Origin of the sequence: Aeromonas schubertii (genome assembly GCF_000820105.1) — a bacterium.
GTDB classification, from domain to species: Bacteria; Pseudomonadota; Gammaproteobacteria; order Enterobacterales; family Aeromonadaceae; genus Aeromonas; species Aeromonas schubertii.
This window is the reverse complement of sequence record NZ_CDDB01000052.1, coordinates 1-15,180: the sequence shown is the minus strand read 5'-3', so window position 1 is coordinate 15,180 and position 15,180 is coordinate 1. Positions and strand designations below refer to the sequence as shown.

At 64.2% G+C, this 15,180-nt stretch carries 14 protein-coding genes; 10 read left to right on the top strand and 4 right to left on the bottom strand.

Annotated elements, in window-relative coordinates:
- Positions 1 to 2: 2 nt before the first annotated feature.
- Positions 3 to 1,418 carry a sensor histidine kinase gene (locus BN1133_RS10605; RefSeq protein ID WP_050666502.1) on the bottom strand — a complete coding sequence of 472 codons (1,416 nt, stop codon included), beginning with the start codon at positions 1,416 to 1,418 and terminating at the stop codon, positions 3 to 5.
- A gap of 169 nt (positions 1,419 to 1,587) precedes the next feature.
- On the opposite strand from BN1133_RS10605, the gene BN1133_RS10600 reads away from it, so the two are divergent.
- Both BN1133_RS10600 and BN1133_RS10595 read left to right on the top strand, forming a co-directional pair.
- On the top strand, positions 1,588 to 2,565 hold the full coding sequence (locus BN1133_RS10600) for a preprotein translocase subunit SecY (protein WP_050666501.1): 978 nt from the start codon (positions 1,588 to 1,590) through the stop codon (positions 2,563 to 2,565).
- A gap of 91 nt (positions 2,566 to 2,656) precedes the next feature.
- Positions 2,657 to 3,112: a 2-amino-4-hydroxy-6-hydroxymethyldihydropteridine diphosphokinase gene (locus BN1133_RS10595; protein WP_050666500.1), complete on the top strand. Its 456-nt coding sequence runs from the start codon at positions 2,657 to 2,659 to the stop codon at positions 3,110 to 3,112.
- On the opposite strand, the gene BN1133_RS10590 is transcribed toward BN1133_RS10595, so the two are convergent.
- Entirely contained in the window at positions 3,109 to 3,810 is a 702-nt protein-coding gene (locus BN1133_RS10590) for an SDR family NAD(P)-dependent oxidoreductase (protein WP_050666499.1), read from the bottom strand. The genes BN1133_RS10595 and BN1133_RS10590 overlap by 4 nt on opposite strands.
- 206 nt (positions 3,811 to 4,016) lie before the next feature.
- Between BN1133_RS10590 and BN1133_RS10585 the strand changes: the two genes are divergently transcribed.
- Positions 4,017 to 4,217 (top strand): hypothetical protein, encoded by a 201-nt coding sequence (locus BN1133_RS10585; RefSeq protein WP_050666498.1) that lies wholly within the window; start codon positions 4,017 to 4,019, stop codon positions 4,215 to 4,217.
- 224 nt (positions 4,218 to 4,441) lie between these two features.
- On the opposite strand, the gene BN1133_RS10580 is transcribed toward BN1133_RS10585, so the two are convergent.
- Positions 4,442 to 4,732, bottom strand: coding sequence for a hypothetical protein (locus BN1133_RS10580; protein WP_050666497.1), 291 nt, complete (start codon positions 4,730 to 4,732; stop codon positions 4,442 to 4,444).
- A 160-nt stretch (positions 4,733 to 4,892) separates the two neighbouring features.
- Here BN1133_RS10580 and BN1133_RS10575 point away from each other — a divergent pair, with 160 nt between their 5' ends.
- The 5 genes from BN1133_RS10575 (at position 4,893) to BN1133_RS10555 (ending at position 10,774) form a co-directional block, all read left to right on the top strand.
- Entirely contained in the window at positions 4,893 to 7,028 is a 2,136-nt protein-coding gene (locus BN1133_RS10575; protein WP_050666496.1) for an AsmA family protein, read from the top strand.
- Positions 7,029 to 7,157: 129 nt separating this feature from the next.
- Positions 7,158 to 7,799 (top strand): TetR/AcrR family transcriptional regulator, encoded by a 642-nt coding sequence (locus tag BN1133_RS10570; RefSeq protein ID WP_050666495.1) that lies wholly within the window; start codon positions 7,158 to 7,160, stop codon positions 7,797 to 7,799.
- A complete protein-coding gene (locus tag BN1133_RS10565; RefSeq protein WP_050666494.1) occupies positions 7,796 to 8,740 on the top strand; it encodes an HlyD family secretion protein in 945 nt (314 codons plus the stop codon). The genes BN1133_RS10570 and BN1133_RS10565 overlap by 4 nt, the downstream gene beginning before the upstream one ends.
- On the top strand, positions 8,737 to 9,666 hold the full coding sequence (locus BN1133_RS10560) for an ABC transporter ATP-binding protein (RefSeq protein WP_050666493.1): 930 nt from the start codon (positions 8,737 to 8,739) through the stop codon (positions 9,664 to 9,666). The genes BN1133_RS10565 and BN1133_RS10560 overlap by 4 nt, the downstream gene beginning before the upstream one ends.
- Positions 9,656 to 10,774, top strand: coding sequence for an ABC transporter permease (locus tag BN1133_RS10555; protein ID WP_050666492.1), 1,119 nt, complete (start codon positions 9,656 to 9,658; stop codon positions 10,772 to 10,774). The genes BN1133_RS10560 and BN1133_RS10555 overlap by 11 nt, the downstream gene beginning before the upstream one ends.
- Positions 10,775 to 10,853: 79 nt before the next feature.
- Here the strand turns inward: BN1133_RS10555 and BN1133_RS10550 are convergent, their stop codons facing one another.
- The gene (locus tag BN1133_RS10550) at positions 10,854 to 12,311 is read right to left on the bottom strand and encodes a DUF2235 domain-containing protein (protein WP_050666491.1); all 1,458 of its coding nucleotides are present in this window, start codon (positions 12,309 to 12,311) and stop codon (positions 10,854 to 10,856) included.
- Positions 12,312 to 12,566: 255 nt separating this feature from the next.
- Between BN1133_RS10550 and BN1133_RS10545 the strand changes: the two genes are divergently transcribed.
- Together BN1133_RS10545 and BN1133_RS10540 are read left to right on the top strand one after the other, a co-directional pair.
- Entirely contained in the window at positions 12,567 to 13,799 is a 1,233-nt protein-coding gene (locus BN1133_RS10545; RefSeq protein WP_050666490.1) for a DEAD/DEAH box helicase, read from the top strand.
- Between the two features lie 18 nt (positions 13,800 to 13,817).
- On the top strand, positions 13,818 to 14,774 hold the full coding sequence (locus tag BN1133_RS10540; protein WP_136614211.1) for a hypothetical protein: 957 nt from the start codon (positions 13,818 to 13,820) through the stop codon (positions 14,772 to 14,774).
- The last annotated feature ends 406 nt before the right edge of the window (positions 14,775 to 15,180 follow it).

Genomic DNA, 15,180 nt, shown 5'->3' with positions numbered 1-15,180 from the left:
TATCACGCATCAAGGGTCAAACGAAAACAGACATCGGCCATCTCATCCTCCACCAGGGTGAGCTCCCCCCCCAGGCTGCGGGCCGACTCCAGGGCGATGGAGAGGCCAATCCCCGACCCCTTGAGCAACCCCTGACGCAGGGAAGAGCCCTGCTCGAAGGGTTCGAAGATACGGCTCCTCTCCTGCTCCTCGATGGGAGAGCCCTGATTGGCCACCTCGACCACCATGCGCGTTCCTTCCTGGCGGGTGCGCAGCCAGATGGTTCCCCCATCGCGCCCATAGCTGACCGCATTGGAGAAGAGATTATCGAGGATAAGGCCGAGACGATAGGGCTCCCCCCGCACAGCGCTGGAAATAGCTGGCAACTCGACCCGCATCCCCTTGCTCTCGAGGGGCAGCCGATAGGTGTCGAGCAGGGAGGCAAAGAGGGGCGCCAATGGTAGCGAACTCATCTCAAAAGACTCCTGCTGGCTCAGTCGATTGAAGTCGAGCAGTCGCTCGATCAGGGTTTGCAAGCGACGACTGTTGTCGGTAAGCAGGTCACAGATATCTTTCTGATCCCCGTTGAGGGGGCCCACCACCCCCTCGCCGAGCAGATCGGCCCCCTCTCTGAGACAGGCCAGAGGGGTCTTGAGTTCATGGGAGACGTGGCGCAGGAAACGGTATTTCTGCTGCTCCAGCTCCTGCAACTTGTCGTGCAACCAGGCCAGCCGCTCCCCGAGCAGCACCAGCTCGGCCGGCCCCTCCACCGGGGTTCGCTCCGGCTCGATGCCGGCACCCAGGCTGAGGATACGGCTCTCCAGCTGGCGCATGGGATGAATGATGAGATAGGTAAACAGCAGCGCCGCCAGCAGGGTGAGAGTGCCCACCACACCGGAAACCCACCACAGCTCGTTCTGTAACCGGGTGATGCGATCCTGGGCCTCGTTCACCATGGTATCGACCCAGGCGTTGGTCGCCTCCTCCAGAGCCTCGTGGTGGCGATGCACATCGAGAAAACGGGGACTGTCGGCATTGGCTCTGGCCTGCTCGAGCCCCTCCAGCTCCTGCAACCAGGCGAGATCCGCATCCAGCTCGCGGTATTCCGCGGGGGCCGGCACGCCGGCCTTGTGCTCCTCGAGCAGGGTCTGATAGGTCTCAAGCTGTTCCCGATAACGGCCGAGCAGGCTCTCGTCTTCGAGCACGGCAAAACGGCGCAGGGTGCGCTCAAGCTCTTCGCTCAGGGCGGTGAGCTGGATGGCACGCCGGGTATCTTGCACCATGCGGACCGACCCCTCCTCCACCCGCTGACTGATCCGGGTCAGGGTGTTGTAGTCGTGCCAGATCATCAGGATCAGCGGCAACAGCACCAGCAGATAACCGGTCAGCACCAGGGTTAACAGGGAGCGGGGTTGAAACTTGTTACCCACCTTGAACATAGTCGAGCCAGCCTCCGCACTATCGAGGGGTCACAGGATAGCCCCTGCGACCACAAAAGCAACGATCCCACCCGAGCTGATCAAATAGTCGGCGCTCGGCACCACGCCCCCTTCTCTCGTCGCCCGACGCCACTATAATCGCCCCCTTTCTCCATCCCGATACCCTCCCATGACTACCGAACCCTTCATCCGCCATCCCAAGGGCTGGTTCGCCCTGGCCACCGTTTACAGCTTCACCGGTGCCGCCATCGCCGCCTCCATCGTCTTCTCCCTGCTGCTCTTTCTCTCGCTCCACGAGGAGCCGGTGATGCAGATGCTGTTCGGGGGGCTCGCCATCATCTTCGAACTGGGCAAGTTCTATGTCTGGTACGAGTACGGGGAGCGTCGTGCCCGCCGCGATGTGAGCGGCTCGGCCTGGGCCCTGCTCTTCTACGCCATCCTGGCCGCCATCTCGGTCGGGGGGAGCATAGGGGGCATCAACAGCGCCACCAACACCCTGATGAGTGAGGAGGCCCGCCACCAGCGGGAGGTCGCCCGCTTCGACCAGCAGATCGCCAGCATAGAGCGGCAGATCCGCCTCAACGAAGAGGCGGCCAAGAAGTACATCGATATGCAGCGTATCTCGAGCGGGGTCAGCCGGCTGCAACAGGAGAACACCCGGCTGCGGCTGCAGCAGGACACCCTGCGCCAGGAGCGTGACCAGCTCCCCAGCGGCCAGCAGTCGGCCATGATGGGGCTGATCCAGAGCCTGTCCGAGGGGATGGGGTTGGCGGTGGGGCAGGTGCAATTTCTGCTGGTCTGCTTTCTCTCGATACTGCTCGACGTCTTCGGCGCCTTCTTCGTGGGGCTGATCGGCGAGGAGCAGCGCTTTCGCCGCACCTTCATACCACGCCCCCCCGAATACGATAACGAGGTGGCGAGCAGACGCCCGCCCGAGCCGATCTCTCCCCATCTGGCGCCTCTGCGTTCGGCCCTGCAAGGGGGGGAGCTGCGTCCCAGCAAGCGGCAGGTTGCCGCCCATCTGAGCCTGCCCATGGAGGAGGTCGACCGCCTCTTTGCCCAGCTGCTCGGTGAAGGCGTACTGGCCCAGGCCCCCAATCGCCACTACTTCCTGAGAGCCGACGCGATGGCGCCAACGCCCAATTAATGACCCAAAGCGCAACAATTGATCGCGCAATGAACTACCTTCTCCTCGAGAGGCCGGGAGTCATCCCGGCCACCCGTTTCAAGGAGGAGGCATGTTCTACCTGTGCAGCATTGGCTCCAATATGGAGCCCCATCACCACGTCAGCAGTGCCATCGGTGAGCTGGTCACCCAGTTTGGGCAGCTTTCACTGAGCTCGGTGATCCAAACCAAGCCGGTCGGAATGACCAGCCCTCACGACTTTCTCAACTGTCTGTTCGTGGTGGAGAGCCCCCTCTCCAGCGGTGAGCTCAAGGGACACTTCGTCGCTCTGGAGCAGGCCCACGGGCGGGATCGCAGCGATCCCCTGTGCAAGGTCAAGGATCGTCCCCTCGATATCGACATCCTGGCCAGCCATCCTCTGGGGGATTTCAGTGCCGCCCGGGTCGACAGCTATCTGGAGGCCCTGCTCGCGGAGCTGTGCGGGGAGGCGGTCACCCTCACCGGCAAGACGGCCCTCTATCCCTGCGGCCAACGGGTCGGCACCGCTCCTCGCCGGCTCAGCCACTAAAGCCGAGCCAGGGCGCGCCCCCCATCCACCCTCAGGCTGGCCCCCGTCATATAGTCGTTGGCCATCACCATCTCGAGGGCCTGCCAGATGGGCTCCAGCCCCCCCTCCTTGGCCAGAGGGGTGCGCGAGAGCACCTCTTGCCGCCACGCCTCTCCATGTTCGTCGAGAAACAGGATTGGCCCCGGCTCTATGGTATTGACCCGCACCCCGGGGGCCAGCTCCCGGGCGGCGCTCATGGCCAGGGCATGGGCTCCGGCCTTGGTGGCCACATAGGCGGCCAGCTCGGGGGGCGGGGCGTGGATATAGATGTCGGTGATGTGAACGATGAGCCCGCGCCCACTCCTGGCCAGGGACTCGCCCAGCAGGCGGTTAAGCAGGTGGGGCGCCTGCATATGAACCCGGAAGAAGCGCTCGAACTGGCGCGCCTCCTCGGCCGGATCCGGCGACCCGTTCTCGAAGCCCGAGGCGTTGTGAACCAGCAGATCCAGCCCACCCGAAGCGACCGCCTGCGCCAGCTGCGCCACCTCCTCGAGACGGGTGAAGTCAGTCTGCCACAGCTCGGCCCCCGCCTCTCGCAGTCGTGCCAGTTCGGGTCGCTCGGTGCGATAGCAGCCCGCCACCTGCCAACCCGCCGCGAGCAGTCGCTCGCAAAGATAGAATCCCAATCGCCGGCCACAGCCGGTCACCAAGGCACGCATTGCTCTCTCCTCATCCATGGCATGAGCCCAGCATAGCCCGAACCCATCGCCCGACTCCCATTTTTCAACGCCCCTCTCCCGGCCCTTTGCAATTTGCGTGGCAATTGAGGGTGCCCCCCTTCCCGAGGGGCGCCACGACAGGGTTCTCGCTTCTGGCAGAGCACTTGCATTACCCGGATTGAAGAGCATCAGAGGGGGAAGAGATCATGAACCACGAAGAAGATCTGCTGCAGCGACTGGCACGCTTCGAGCGTCGGATAAAGCGGGTCGCCGGCCCCCGCCCCGAGCGGGCCCTTCCCCGATCCAGGGGTAAGACCCTCTCCCTGACGCAGTGGCTGCTACCGGCACTGGTGATGGTCATGTCGGGGGCGTTGATCCAGGAGATCATCTGGCAAATCCACCACTGAAGATGGATACAAGATCGAGGATTAGCGCCAGCTCACAGAGGCATAGGGGAAAATGCGCTAGATTAACAAGGCCCATATGACTCATTCCAACAAGGAGCCGTAGATGAGTACCGAGCTGAAGATGGCCGCCCTGACGACCGGCGGGGCCCTGGTGATGATCATCACCCTGTGCACCCTGATCTTTGCCTGAGCCCACAGAGCCCGCCGCCGGCGGGCTCTTGATGTTACTTCTCCAACCGCTCCAGCGTCTCCTCAAGACAGGTCTGCTCCAGCTCGCTGTCCCTGTGCCGGGTCTCGAGCCAGGCACGGTTGTCCTCGTCGGCAAAGCGGGCCTCCAGCTGCTCGCGTTCATCGGCGAGTCGCTGCGCATCCCCCTTCTCCCCAGCGGCCAGGGTATTGGGCAGGGCCTGCTGCTTGCAGATCTCCAGCAGGCGCGCCATGTCCGCCTCACGGTCCGTGGCCGGACTACAACCGGCCATCAGCAGGGCCGACACCACCAACAGGCTGATACGCATCCTCATCTCTCCTCTCATACTCCGATGACGCCAGAGCCTACCACGCCCTCTCCTCCCCCGGCAGCCCCCGTCACCATCGTTCGTAAGGAGACATTCGATACCCGATAGGGAGAGGCGATCATGCTATAGTCTGGCCGATCTCATCCTCATGGAGCCAGTTATGAAGAAGCTGCTCATCTTGCCCCTGACCCTGCTGCTTGCCCTGTTCGTTGGCGGCGCACTGCTCTCTACCATCGACACGGAGCAGTTCAAGCCGCTGCTGGTCGAGCAGGTTCGACACCAGACGGGGCGCGAGCTTCGGCTCGATGGCCCGATTGGCTGGCGCTTCTGGCCCAGTCTGGGCCTGACGGTCGACCGGGCCGCCTTGCGCAACCCGGCCGGCTTCTCCGAGCCTGACCTCATCCGTCTCGAGCGGGCCAGCGCCTCGGTCGCCCTGCTACCCCTGCTCTCCCACCGCCTCGAGATCGGTGAGATCCGTCTGCAGGGGGCCCACCTGCTGCTGGAAACCCGCAAGGACGGCCGCAACAATCTGGAGCAGATGGGCCCCGTGCCCGAGGCAGCCACAGGGAAGGAGGCGCCGCACAATGGCGAGGCCACTACGGCCCCGGGTGCGACCCCCTCTGACGCCCCCGCCTGGCAGATCCGGCTCGGCGGCATCGCCCTGGAGCAGGCCAGTGCCCTCATCCTCGATGGGCGCACAGGCCGCCGCCTCACTCTCGACAACCTCGACCTGACTCTGGGCGGTGCCGATGGGGAGGGGTGGATGCCGCTGACCCTGAGTCTACTGGCCAAGGAGCAAGCGGCAGAGTACCGATTGAGTGGACAGGGTGAGCTGCGCCTGGGTCAGCCCATGGCCACCACGGCACTGCGCCGCCTCTCGGTGGAGGGAAGCCTGCAGCGTGGCCCGCTCAAGATTGAGGCCTTCTCCCTCAAGGCCGAGCACCTCGCCCTGGCCACCCCCTCTCCATTGACCCTGACCCTCAAGGGGGGAGACGGGGTTCGCCAGGCTGACCTCAAGCTCACCACCACCCTCTCGGCAGACGGCGAGGGGAAAACGGTACGGCTTGGCGGCAGCCACCTGACCGCAACGCTGGAGGGCGCCGGCGTGCCCCGCACTCCCCTGGCGCTGGATCTCAACGGGGATATCGCCTACGACAGCGCGGCGCGCAGCCTCAGTCTCACCACCCTCAAGGCCCGGAGCGGTGACCTGACCCTGGGGGGAGAGGCCTTTGTCACTCTCCAGGAGACGCCGCTGGTGCGCTTTAATCTGCAAGGCGGCGCCTTCGGTCTGGATGAGTGGCTCGCCACCACGGCGCCTGCGGCTCAGGAGAGCACGACAGACAAGGCCCCGGCCACCGCCCCGCAGGGGGCGACACAGCCCCGGGGAGCACAGGCTCAGGATGAGCCGGATCTCTCGGCCCTCAAGGGGGTCAACCTCGACGGCCAGCTCAGACTCGCGGGGCTCACCTACGCCGGTCTCACCCTGACCCAGCCCGAGATCGCCCTGACGCTCGACAAGGGGCTGCTCACCCTCAAGCGCTTTAAGAGCGGCTTCGATCAGGGGCACCTGAACGCCAACGGCCAGCTTGATGCCCGCCAGCACCCGGCCAGCTACCGCCTCAACGCCCAGGGCAAGGATGTGCAGATCCGCCCCCTGCTGCAACAACTGGCCCAGAGCGATCTGCTGTCGGGGCGCACCAGCCTGAGCCTGGCGGTGCAGGGGCATGGCCTCTCCCAGGCGGCCCTGCGTCGTGGCATCGCGGGCCAGGCTCATCTCAAGGTGGAGGACGGTGCCCTGCATGGCGTCAACCTGCCCGAGATGATCCGCGAGGCCAAGGCAACCCTCAAGGGTCAGCGCGCCGAGTACGTGAAAGAGGAGCGCAAGACCGACTTCAGCGCCCTCACCGCCAGCTTCCAGCTCGGGGGCGGCAAGGCACGCAGCAACGACATCCAGCTCTTCGCCCCGGCGCTGCGGGTACACGGCAACGGCGAGACCGACCTGGTGAGCGAGGGGCTCGACTTCCTCTTCAATACCTCTGTGGTCGGCACCGGCAAGGGCCAGGGTGGCCGCGACGTGGGCGAGCTCGCGGAGGTGACCATACCGGTGCGTATCACGGGGAGCTGGAGCCAGCCCAGCTACGCCCTCGATCTCAAGGCGCTGCTGCAAAACAACAAGCTGCTCGAGGAGAAGGCGCGCAAGGAGGCCGAGCGCGGCATCAACAAGTTGCTCGGTGACAAGGGTGATCCGGCCCTCAAGGAGGCCGCCGACAAGCTGCTCAAGGGGCTGTTTAACTGACCCCCCGGGCCGGCCGCCAGGGCCGGCCCTTATTCCTCATTTGCGCCAAAAGCGGGAATAAAAACCGTGTCTTTTCCCCCTCCCCTTCATTAGCATCTTCATCACGCGAGGAGTTAATGGAGAGCCCCCATGCAGAGCACACCGGGACGGCCGAAGGGCGAGTCAGATGCACGCATTCGCCTCATTCAGGCGGCCCTGAACCTGTTTAGCCGTCAGGATTACCGCCAGGTATCGACCCGCGCCCTGGCCCGGGAGGCGGGGGTCGATGCCGCCCTTATTCGCTACTACTTCGGCAGCAAGGGGGGTCTGTTTGAGCAGATGGTGCGTGAGACCCTGTCGCCGGTATTGCAGCGCCTGCGTCAACTGCCCCGGGAGGAGAGTCCCTCCGATCTGGCCGGCTTCATGGCCCTCTACTACGACATCATGCTGCCCCACCCCGGCCTGCCACGCCTGGTGGTGCGCGTTCTGCAAGAGACCCCGGGCGGCGAGGCTCACAGGGCTATGCTGAGCGTCTTCGACGAGATCATCGAACACTCGCGCCTGGGTTTCGATCGCCTGCTAGGGAGTCGGCTCGAGAACGGGACGGACCCCGAGCTGGCACGCCTGAGCCTGGTCAGCCTGATGGTCTTTCCCCTCATCGTCCCTCCCGTGTTGATGGCCCGCTTTGGCCTCTCGCTCACCCCGGAGGGGATGCGCCCCCTCATCGAACACAACACCCGACTGCTGACCGAGGGGCTGTGCCCCCCCGCCGCCACAAGGAGCCACCCATGAGAGCCGTTTCCCTGCTGCTGCTCGCCCTGCTCGCCGGCTGCGACAGCCCCGCGCCGCATATCTATGGCACTGTGGAGCGGGATCGCCTCACCCTGACCGCCCCGGTCGGCGAGCAGATCGCCACCCAGCCGGTGCGGGAGGGGGACAGAGTCAAGGCGGGCCAGGTGCTGCTCACCCTGGACTCGCGCTCGGCCCGGGCCGAGGTCGATCGCCGTCAGGCCGAGCTGGCTCAGGCCGAGGCCAGGCAGGCCGAGCTGCTCAAGGGCGCCCGCAGCGAAGCGCTCGGGCGTGCCCGCGCCGCCCTGGCCGGCGCCGAGGCGGCCCTTCGCGAAGCCGAGCTGCGCTATGGCCGCACCGAGCGGCTGCTCAAGACCCAGGTGCTCACCGTCGCCGACTTCGATGCCGCCCGCGCCGCCCGCGACGGGGCAAGAGCCAGCCGGGAGCAGGCGGCCCAGAGCCTGAGCGAGCTCGAAAACGGCACCCGCAGCGAGCAGATCGATCAGGCCCGCGCCGCCGTGGCCGCCGCCAAGGCGGCCCTGACCCAGGCGCGCAAGGCCCTCGCCGATCTCACCCTGAGCGCGGCCCGGGACGCCCGGGTTGAGCTGCTGCCCTGGCGGGTGGGGGACAGGGTGGCCGCCGGCAGCCAACTCGTCGGTCTGCTGGCCGAGGATGCCCCCTATGTGCGGGTCTATCTGCCAGCCCCCTACCTGACCCGGCTCGCCCCCGGCAGCCGGGTACAGATCCGGGTGGATGGACGCGCCGATCCCATTCCTGGCCGGGTGCGCACCATCCGCAGCGAACCCGCCTTCACCCCCTACTACGCGCTCAACGAGCGCGATCGCGCCCGCCTGATGTACCTGACCGACATCGACATCGAAGGGGGGGAAGAGCTCCCCGCCGGCCTGGCCCTGGAGGTGATACTCGAGGAGCCGACCCCATGAGCGAGCTGGCCATCGAGACCCGGGGCATGAGCCGCAGCTTCGGGGATCTCAAGGCGGTGGACAGTTTGAGCCTCGCCATCCCCCGCGGCACCATCTATGGCTTTCTCGGCCCCAACGGCTGCGGCAAGTCCACCTCCATCCGCATGTTGACCGGCCTGCTGCGCCCCACCAGCGGCGAGATCCGGGTGCTGGGGGAGTCCCTGCCCGGCGCCGAGGAGCCCCTGCGCCGGCGCATCGGTTACATGACCCAGAAGTTCTCCCTCTACGAGAACCTGACGGTGGCCGAGAACCTGGGCTTCGTGGCCCGCATTCACGGCCTTGGCGGACGCGAGGCGAAAGCGCGGATCGCCGAGCTGATCGCCCTCTATGAGCTCGGCGGGCGAGAGCGCCAGATGGCGGGCTCCATGAGCGGTGGCCAGAAGCAGCGCCTGGCCCTGGCGGCCGCCACCCTGCACAGGCCCGAGCTGCTCTTTCTCGACGAGCCCACCTCGGCGGTCGATCCCGAGAATCGCCGGGAGTTCTGGGAGCGGCTGTTCGATCTCTGCGCCGCCGGCACCACCATACTGGTCTCGACCCACTACATGGACGAGGCGGAGCGCTGCCATGCCCTGGCCATACTGGAGCGCGGCGTCAAGCGGGCCGACGGCGCCCCCCAGGCGCTGATGGCGGCCATGGGGGCCCGGGTCATCGAGGTGGCAGGCGAGACCCTGCGCCCCCTGCGCCAACGCCTGACCCAGGCCCCCGAGGTGCTGAGCGCCGCCCAGATTGGAAGCAGGCTAAGGGTGCTGGTACGCAGCGATCTCCCCGACCCTCTGGGCTGGCTGGCCGCTCGGGTCGAGGGGCGGCCACTTGCCGAGGTGCGCCCCAGCCTGGAGGATGTGTTTGTCACCTGCACCGGGGAGAGAGGGGGTCACCATGGGGCTTAGGATGCTGGCGATCATCATCAAGGAGTTTCAGCAGCTCGCCCGGGATCGCATGACCTTCGCCATGATCGTCATGATCCCCCTGGTGCAGCTGATGCTGTTTGGTTACGCCATCAACACCGATGTGCGCCAGCTCCCGGCGGGGCTGGTGGATCTCAGCGGATCCTCCCAGGGGCGCGCCCTGGTACAGGCCATCGAGGCAAGCCAGGTGGTGCACTTCATCCGCACCTATGCCAGCGCCGCCGAGGCCGAGGTGGCCATCACCCGGGGCGAGGTCAAGGGGGTGCTCTACCTGCCGCCGGACTTTGCCTCCCGCCTGATGCGCCGCCCCGAGAGCGGTGGGCACGCCATGCCCGCCCCTCTCGGCCAGTGGCTGGTGGATGGGTCGGACACGGTCGTCGCCTCAACCATCCGCACCCTGCGCAAGATGCCCATCGACGAGGTGTTGGGCCGCCCTGTGGCCGAGGCAGAGCCGACACTGGAGGTAGTGCAGTACTTCAACCCGGAGCAGCGCACCGTGGTCAACATAGTGCCCGGCCTGCTCGGGGTGATCCTCACCATGACCATGGTGCTGTTCACCTCGGCTGCCATAGTGCGCGAGCGCGAGCACGGCAACATGGAGTTTCTCATCACCACGCCGGTACGCCCCCTGGAGCTGATGCTGGGCAAGATAGTCCCCTATGTGCTGGTGGGCTTTATCCAGGTGGCCATCATTCTCGGGGCCGGCCACCTGCTGTTTGCGGTGCCGGTGCGCGGCGGCCTCGACTCCCTGGCGCTGGCCTCGCTGCTCTTTATCTGCGCCAGCCTGACCCTGGGGCTGGTCATCTCCACCCTGGCCCAGACCCAGTTGCAGGCGATGCAGATGACGGTGTTTATCCTGCTCCCCTCCATCCTGCTCTCGGGCTTTATGTTCCCCTACGAGGCGATGCCGGTGGCGGCCCAGTGGATCGCCGAGGCCCTGCCTGCCACCCACTTCATGCGGATGGTGCGGGCCATAGTGCTGCGCGGCGCCGAGGTGAGCGAGCTCGGCCGCGACGCCCTGTGGCTGCTCGGCTTTACCGCCCTCGGCCTGCTGACCGCCTCGCGCCGCTTCACCAAACACCTGGACTGAATATCGATAAATACAGGTCTTCAACCCCTGTCATACAAGAAGGGCCTTCACAAGAAGGCCCACTCCATACAGAGGTGATTTACTCACGCGTCACCGTCAAGGTCACAAAGCCGCGGTTGTTTTCATAAAACCCCCAGGCATCGTTGGCAAAACAGTAGAGATAACCGCTCTGCTCAGGGGTGTGGGTACACTCCTTACCAATAACAAACGGGATCAGTGGCGCAGGTGTTCCATCCTCATTCGGGTTGTTCCCATTGGCCAGAGCGCCTATCAGGGTAAACCACTTCGCCCCTTCCACTCGCTTGGTTCCCATGAGGTTGACCTGCGGATTATCCGTCACCTTACCGTACACACTCTCAAGCTTGCCGAGCATATTGGCTATCTGGTGGGTAAAGGCCGTGCTGTACTCCCCATCCGGCCCGGCGGGAATATGAGAGTCATACCACTCACCCTGGGCACTAAAGCGGTACTGATGGTTGGCTTCCAGATAGATGCCGGTCCAATACCATGGATGGCGGGCATAAATATCGAGCGTAATTGAGCCTTGTGGCGACCAGTCGCGAGTGGGTAGATAGGGGAGCTGAGCGATGGGTGATGCCAGGCGCCGCGCCTGCACCGAGGGGTGGTACTGCGCCGAGTCCAGCCTGGGTAAACCACGTGGCCGGCTCAGTAACAGCTTCATCAAGCCGACGTGCGACTCATGCAGCCATCCCGAAGGGTCCGGCTGCAGCTGTTCTACGGGTACCGGCTTGAACGCGAGACCAGATTGCTGCGCCTCTTCCATCATCCACTTCAGCGTGATGTCCGCGAGGCCATGATCCTTGTACCCCCCTCCCACATCGCTGTGCACCCCGGCAAACCAATATTGCTTGATATCCCTGCCCGGCTCTTCTCTCCACAGGGTGGGTGTAAAACTGCTGCGCTTCTCATCGATAGAGACTGCGTGACGCGCACTCTGCACATGGGTGCCCAGTTTCACATCATGAAAGCGGTAGTTGTCGGGGTTATCGAACAAATTGAGCACCCCCTTGTCATCGGGAATGCCTAAAGCACCAACGGTATCCCACACCCCGATAAAGCGAATGGCGGTGGAGTTGGGGTGAAAATCAAGATCGCCGAGCGAGCGCCCCTCCCGATACCCTTGCCGATAGATACGCTCCACCACCTTGCCGCGCCCCTCATCGGCATGGAACCGAACAAGCCCGAAACGCCCGATCATCCCCCCAAGGCTACGGGCGGTGAAGGCACCGCGGCTGAATCCGAACAGGAAGATCTCATCCCCTTCGCGATAATGAGTCGCCAACCACTGATAGCAGTCACGAATATCTTCGCTGAGCCCATAACCGACAGCGCCTCCCAGCACCTTGTCCATCAGGCCACCACTACCCACTCCGCTCTGATAACGAGTCAACTGCGAATCATCGCAGCAGAGGGCATTGAACAGCTTGAACACATTGGTCGGCGCCGGTACGCCTTCATCTTTGTTATCCGCGCTGTTCCAGGTTCCATCACAGCAAACGATCAATTTTCTGGCCATCACTCGTCCCCCATCCTGGCTAACCCGGTTCGGTCCATCAAGGATACCGAACGCCCACAACCAGACTCATACTAGACCATGCGTTAATCCGCCCCGAGAAGGTGATCACAATCTGCCGGCTCCCCGATGAGTTCCGCCGACCTTCTGGTTGAAGCTCTGTCTGCTGCGCTTTACACCGCGCCTCTGATACCATTCCCCCCTGTCACCATTTTTCTATCCCGGCCTCTGGCCATGCAATCCAAAGGGACGCCTGTTATGTCCACGACCTTCACCGCACTCGGCCTATCCCAGCACCTGCAGCAGACCCTCTGCGAGCTTGGCTATCGCGTGCCGACCCCGATCCAGGAGCGCGCCATCCCCCTCATCCTGGCCGGACGCGATCTGTTGGCTGGCGCCCAGACCGGCACCGGCAAGACCGCCGCCTTCGTGCTGCCGCTGATTGAACGACTGCTGAAGGCGCCGGCCGGCGAGGCGCGGCCGGTGCGCACCCTGGTGCTGGTGCCGACCCGCGAGCTGGCGGTGCAGGTACAAGAGAGCGTCGTGCGTTACGCCAAGGGCACAGATCTCACCAGCACACTGGTCTACGGCGGGGTCAGCATCGCCGCCCAGGTGGAGGCCCTCAAAACGGGCGTGGATATCCTGATCGCCACCCCGGGCCGATTGCTCGATCACCTGCGCCACGGGGTGGTGAGCCTGTCGGCAGTGACCCATCTGGTGTTTGACGAAGCCGACCGCATGCTCGACATGGGGTTTATGGACGAGATCACCGCGCTGCTCAAACAGATCCCGGCGGATCGCCAGACCCTGCTCTTCTCGGCCACCTGTGATGACAACCTGTTTGCCTTGAGCAAGGTACTGCTGCAGGACCCCGAGCTGATTGAGGTGGCAGCCCGCAACACCACGGCGGCCGAGGTGGAGCAGCGGGTCTATGCGGTAGACAGCGAACGCAAGGTGGCGCTGGTGCAGCACCTTATCAAGGTCAAGGGGTGGGCGCCGGCACTGATCTTTTGCCGCACCCGCCAGGGGGCCGACAAGCTGGCCCAGCGGCTCACCCAGGGCGACATCAATGCGCTGGCCTTTCACGGGGACCTGACGCAAGGGGCACGGGAGAAGGTGCTGATCGAGTTTCGCGCCGGCACCCTGCAGGCCCTGGTGGCCACCGACGTGGCGGCGCGCGGGCTCGATATCAGCGATCTCAACTATGTGATCAACATGGAGTTCCCCTTCGTGGCCGAGGACTATGTGCACCGCATCGGCCGCACCGGCCGCGCCGGCAACAAGGGGCTAGCCATTACCCTGTTCAGCCCGGAAGACACACCGCTCATGGAAAAAGTCGAGGCGGTGCTCGACACCCGGCTGCCCCAGCAGTGGTTCCCGGGCTTTGAGCCGGATCTGACCCGCGAGGCACCGAGCAAGGGGCGCAGCAGCAAGGGGGCCCTGAAGCAGAAGGCCAGACGCCAGGCCCTGGGCAAGGGCAGTAAACGCTGAGCGCAAGAGGAGCACGTTATGATGTGGTCAAGACAGCTGGCGCTGATCGCCGCCCTGTGTGTCACCCCGCTCTTGCAGGCGGCTGAACCACGCCATTTTATCTACACGAGTTCAGGAGAACTGGCCGCAGCACAGCCCTTGCTCGCGCGCAGCGACATCGACGGTGCCCAGATTGTTTACAGCTGGCGAGCCCTCGAGCCCACCAAGGGGCATTACGATTTCTCCGCCATCGAGCGGGACTTAAAGACTCTGCAAGCGAGTGGCAAGCAGCTCTTCATCCAGATCCAGGATCGCTTCTTCGAACCCGACGCCCGCTATGTGCCCGACTACCTGATGCAGGATCCCGCCTATCACGGTGGCCTCGCCCCCCAGTTCGACAATCCGGGGGAAGGCAAGCCGGTCGGATCGGGCTGGGTAGCCCGCCAGTGGGATCCGGCGGTGCGAGCCCGCTATCAGGCGCTCCTCGCCGCGCTGGCCCGGCAATTTGATGGCCGCGTCTATGGCGTGAATCTGCCCGAGACGGCGATCGATCCGGACGAGAAGCGTCCGCCCGAGGGGTTTACCTGCGATCGCTACTTTGAGGGTGAGATGGATAACCTTGCCGCGGCGCGCCGCCTCTTTACCCGTTCGCACCTGGTGCAGTATGTCAATTTCTGGCCCTGCGAATGGGATAACGACCACGACTACATGGGGCGCCTGTTTGCCTTTGCCCACGCCAACCGGATCGGCCTCGGTGGACCGGATATAGTGCCGCACCGCAAGGCCCAGATGAAAAATGCCTACCCCCTCTTCCACCGCTACAAGGGCAAGCTCCCGCTGGTCGCCATGGCAGTGCAAGAGCCGACCCTCACCTATACCAACCCCGCCAGTGGCAAGCCCTTCACCAAGAAGGAATTTGTGGCCTTTGCCGATGACTATCTGGGGGCCGATATCATCTTTTGGAGCACCAGCTCTCCCTGGCTAAGCTCCCACTAAAACCCCCAAAATGCCCTGATGGGCGTTTTGGGCCGCCTCTTTTCCTCCCTTTTCGACATTTCCAACCCTCTCTTTTTTGGACACCCATCAATTCACCGATCTCTTCTTTCTATTGTGGGACTTTCTATTGTGGGACATCCATCATTTATCTATCGCGTAATGGTAAAGCGGTGCACATCGTTCATGGGTGGGATGTCAGCCCGATTCGCCCAGAATTGTCAGGATTTCAGGCTCACTGTGTGAGGATTTGAAAACAAGCACAATAACGACCAGCCAATGACGCTAACATCACTGGATAGAGGCTTACAAGATGGGTTTAATGCTGAGTCAATAAGCCGGCTGGTGACACCGTCGCTGGCCGCAGTGGTGGGCGTAACGCTCTCGTGCCACGCCGTGACCGATGGCC

What these genes read in the sequence shown, in the direction of transcription:
- BN1133_RS10605 (WP_050666502.1), bottom strand. Translation starts at nt 1,418, where the DNA reads ATGTTCAAGGTGGGTAACAAGTTTCAACCCCGCTCCCTGTTAACCCTG.
- BN1133_RS10600 (WP_050666501.1), top strand. Translation starts at nt 1,588, where the DNA reads ATGACTACCGAACCCTTCATCCGCCATCCCAAGGGCTGGTTCGCCCTG.
- BN1133_RS10595 (WP_050666500.1), top strand. Translation starts at nt 2,657, where the DNA reads ATGTTCTACCTGTGCAGCATTGGCTCCAATATGGAGCCCCATCACCAC.
- BN1133_RS10590 (WP_050666499.1), bottom strand. Translation starts at nt 3,810, where the DNA reads ATGCGTGCCTTGGTGACCGGCTGTGGCCGGCGATTGGGATTCTATCTT.
- BN1133_RS10585 (WP_050666498.1), top strand. Translation starts at nt 4,017, where the DNA reads ATGAACCACGAAGAAGATCTGCTGCAGCGACTGGCACGCTTCGAGCGT.
- BN1133_RS10580 (WP_050666497.1), bottom strand. Translation starts at nt 4,732, where the DNA reads ATGCGTATCAGCCTGTTGGTGGTGTCGGCCCTGCTGATGGCCGGTTGT.
- BN1133_RS10575 (WP_050666496.1), top strand. Translation starts at nt 4,893, where the DNA reads ATGAAGAAGCTGCTCATCTTGCCCCTGACCCTGCTGCTTGCCCTGTTC.
- BN1133_RS10570 (WP_050666495.1), top strand. Translation starts at nt 7,158, where the DNA reads ATGCAGAGCACACCGGGACGGCCGAAGGGCGAGTCAGATGCACGCATT.
- BN1133_RS10565 (WP_050666494.1), top strand. Translation starts at nt 7,796, where the DNA reads ATGAGAGCCGTTTCCCTGCTGCTGCTCGCCCTGCTCGCCGGCTGCGAC.
- BN1133_RS10560 (WP_050666493.1), top strand. Translation starts at nt 8,737, where the DNA reads ATGAGCGAGCTGGCCATCGAGACCCGGGGCATGAGCCGCAGCTTCGGG.
- BN1133_RS10555 (WP_050666492.1), top strand. Translation starts at nt 9,656, where the DNA reads ATGGGGCTTAGGATGCTGGCGATCATCATCAAGGAGTTTCAGCAGCTC.
- BN1133_RS10550 (WP_050666491.1), bottom strand. Translation starts at nt 12,311, where the DNA reads ATGGCCAGAAAATTGATCGTTTGCTGTGATGGAACCTGGAACAGCGCG.
- BN1133_RS10545 (WP_050666490.1), top strand. Translation starts at nt 12,567, where the DNA reads ATGTCCACGACCTTCACCGCACTCGGCCTATCCCAGCACCTGCAGCAG.
- BN1133_RS10540 (WP_136614211.1), top strand. Translation starts at nt 13,818, where the DNA reads ATGATGTGGTCAAGACAGCTGGCGCTGATCGCCGCCCTGTGTGTCACC.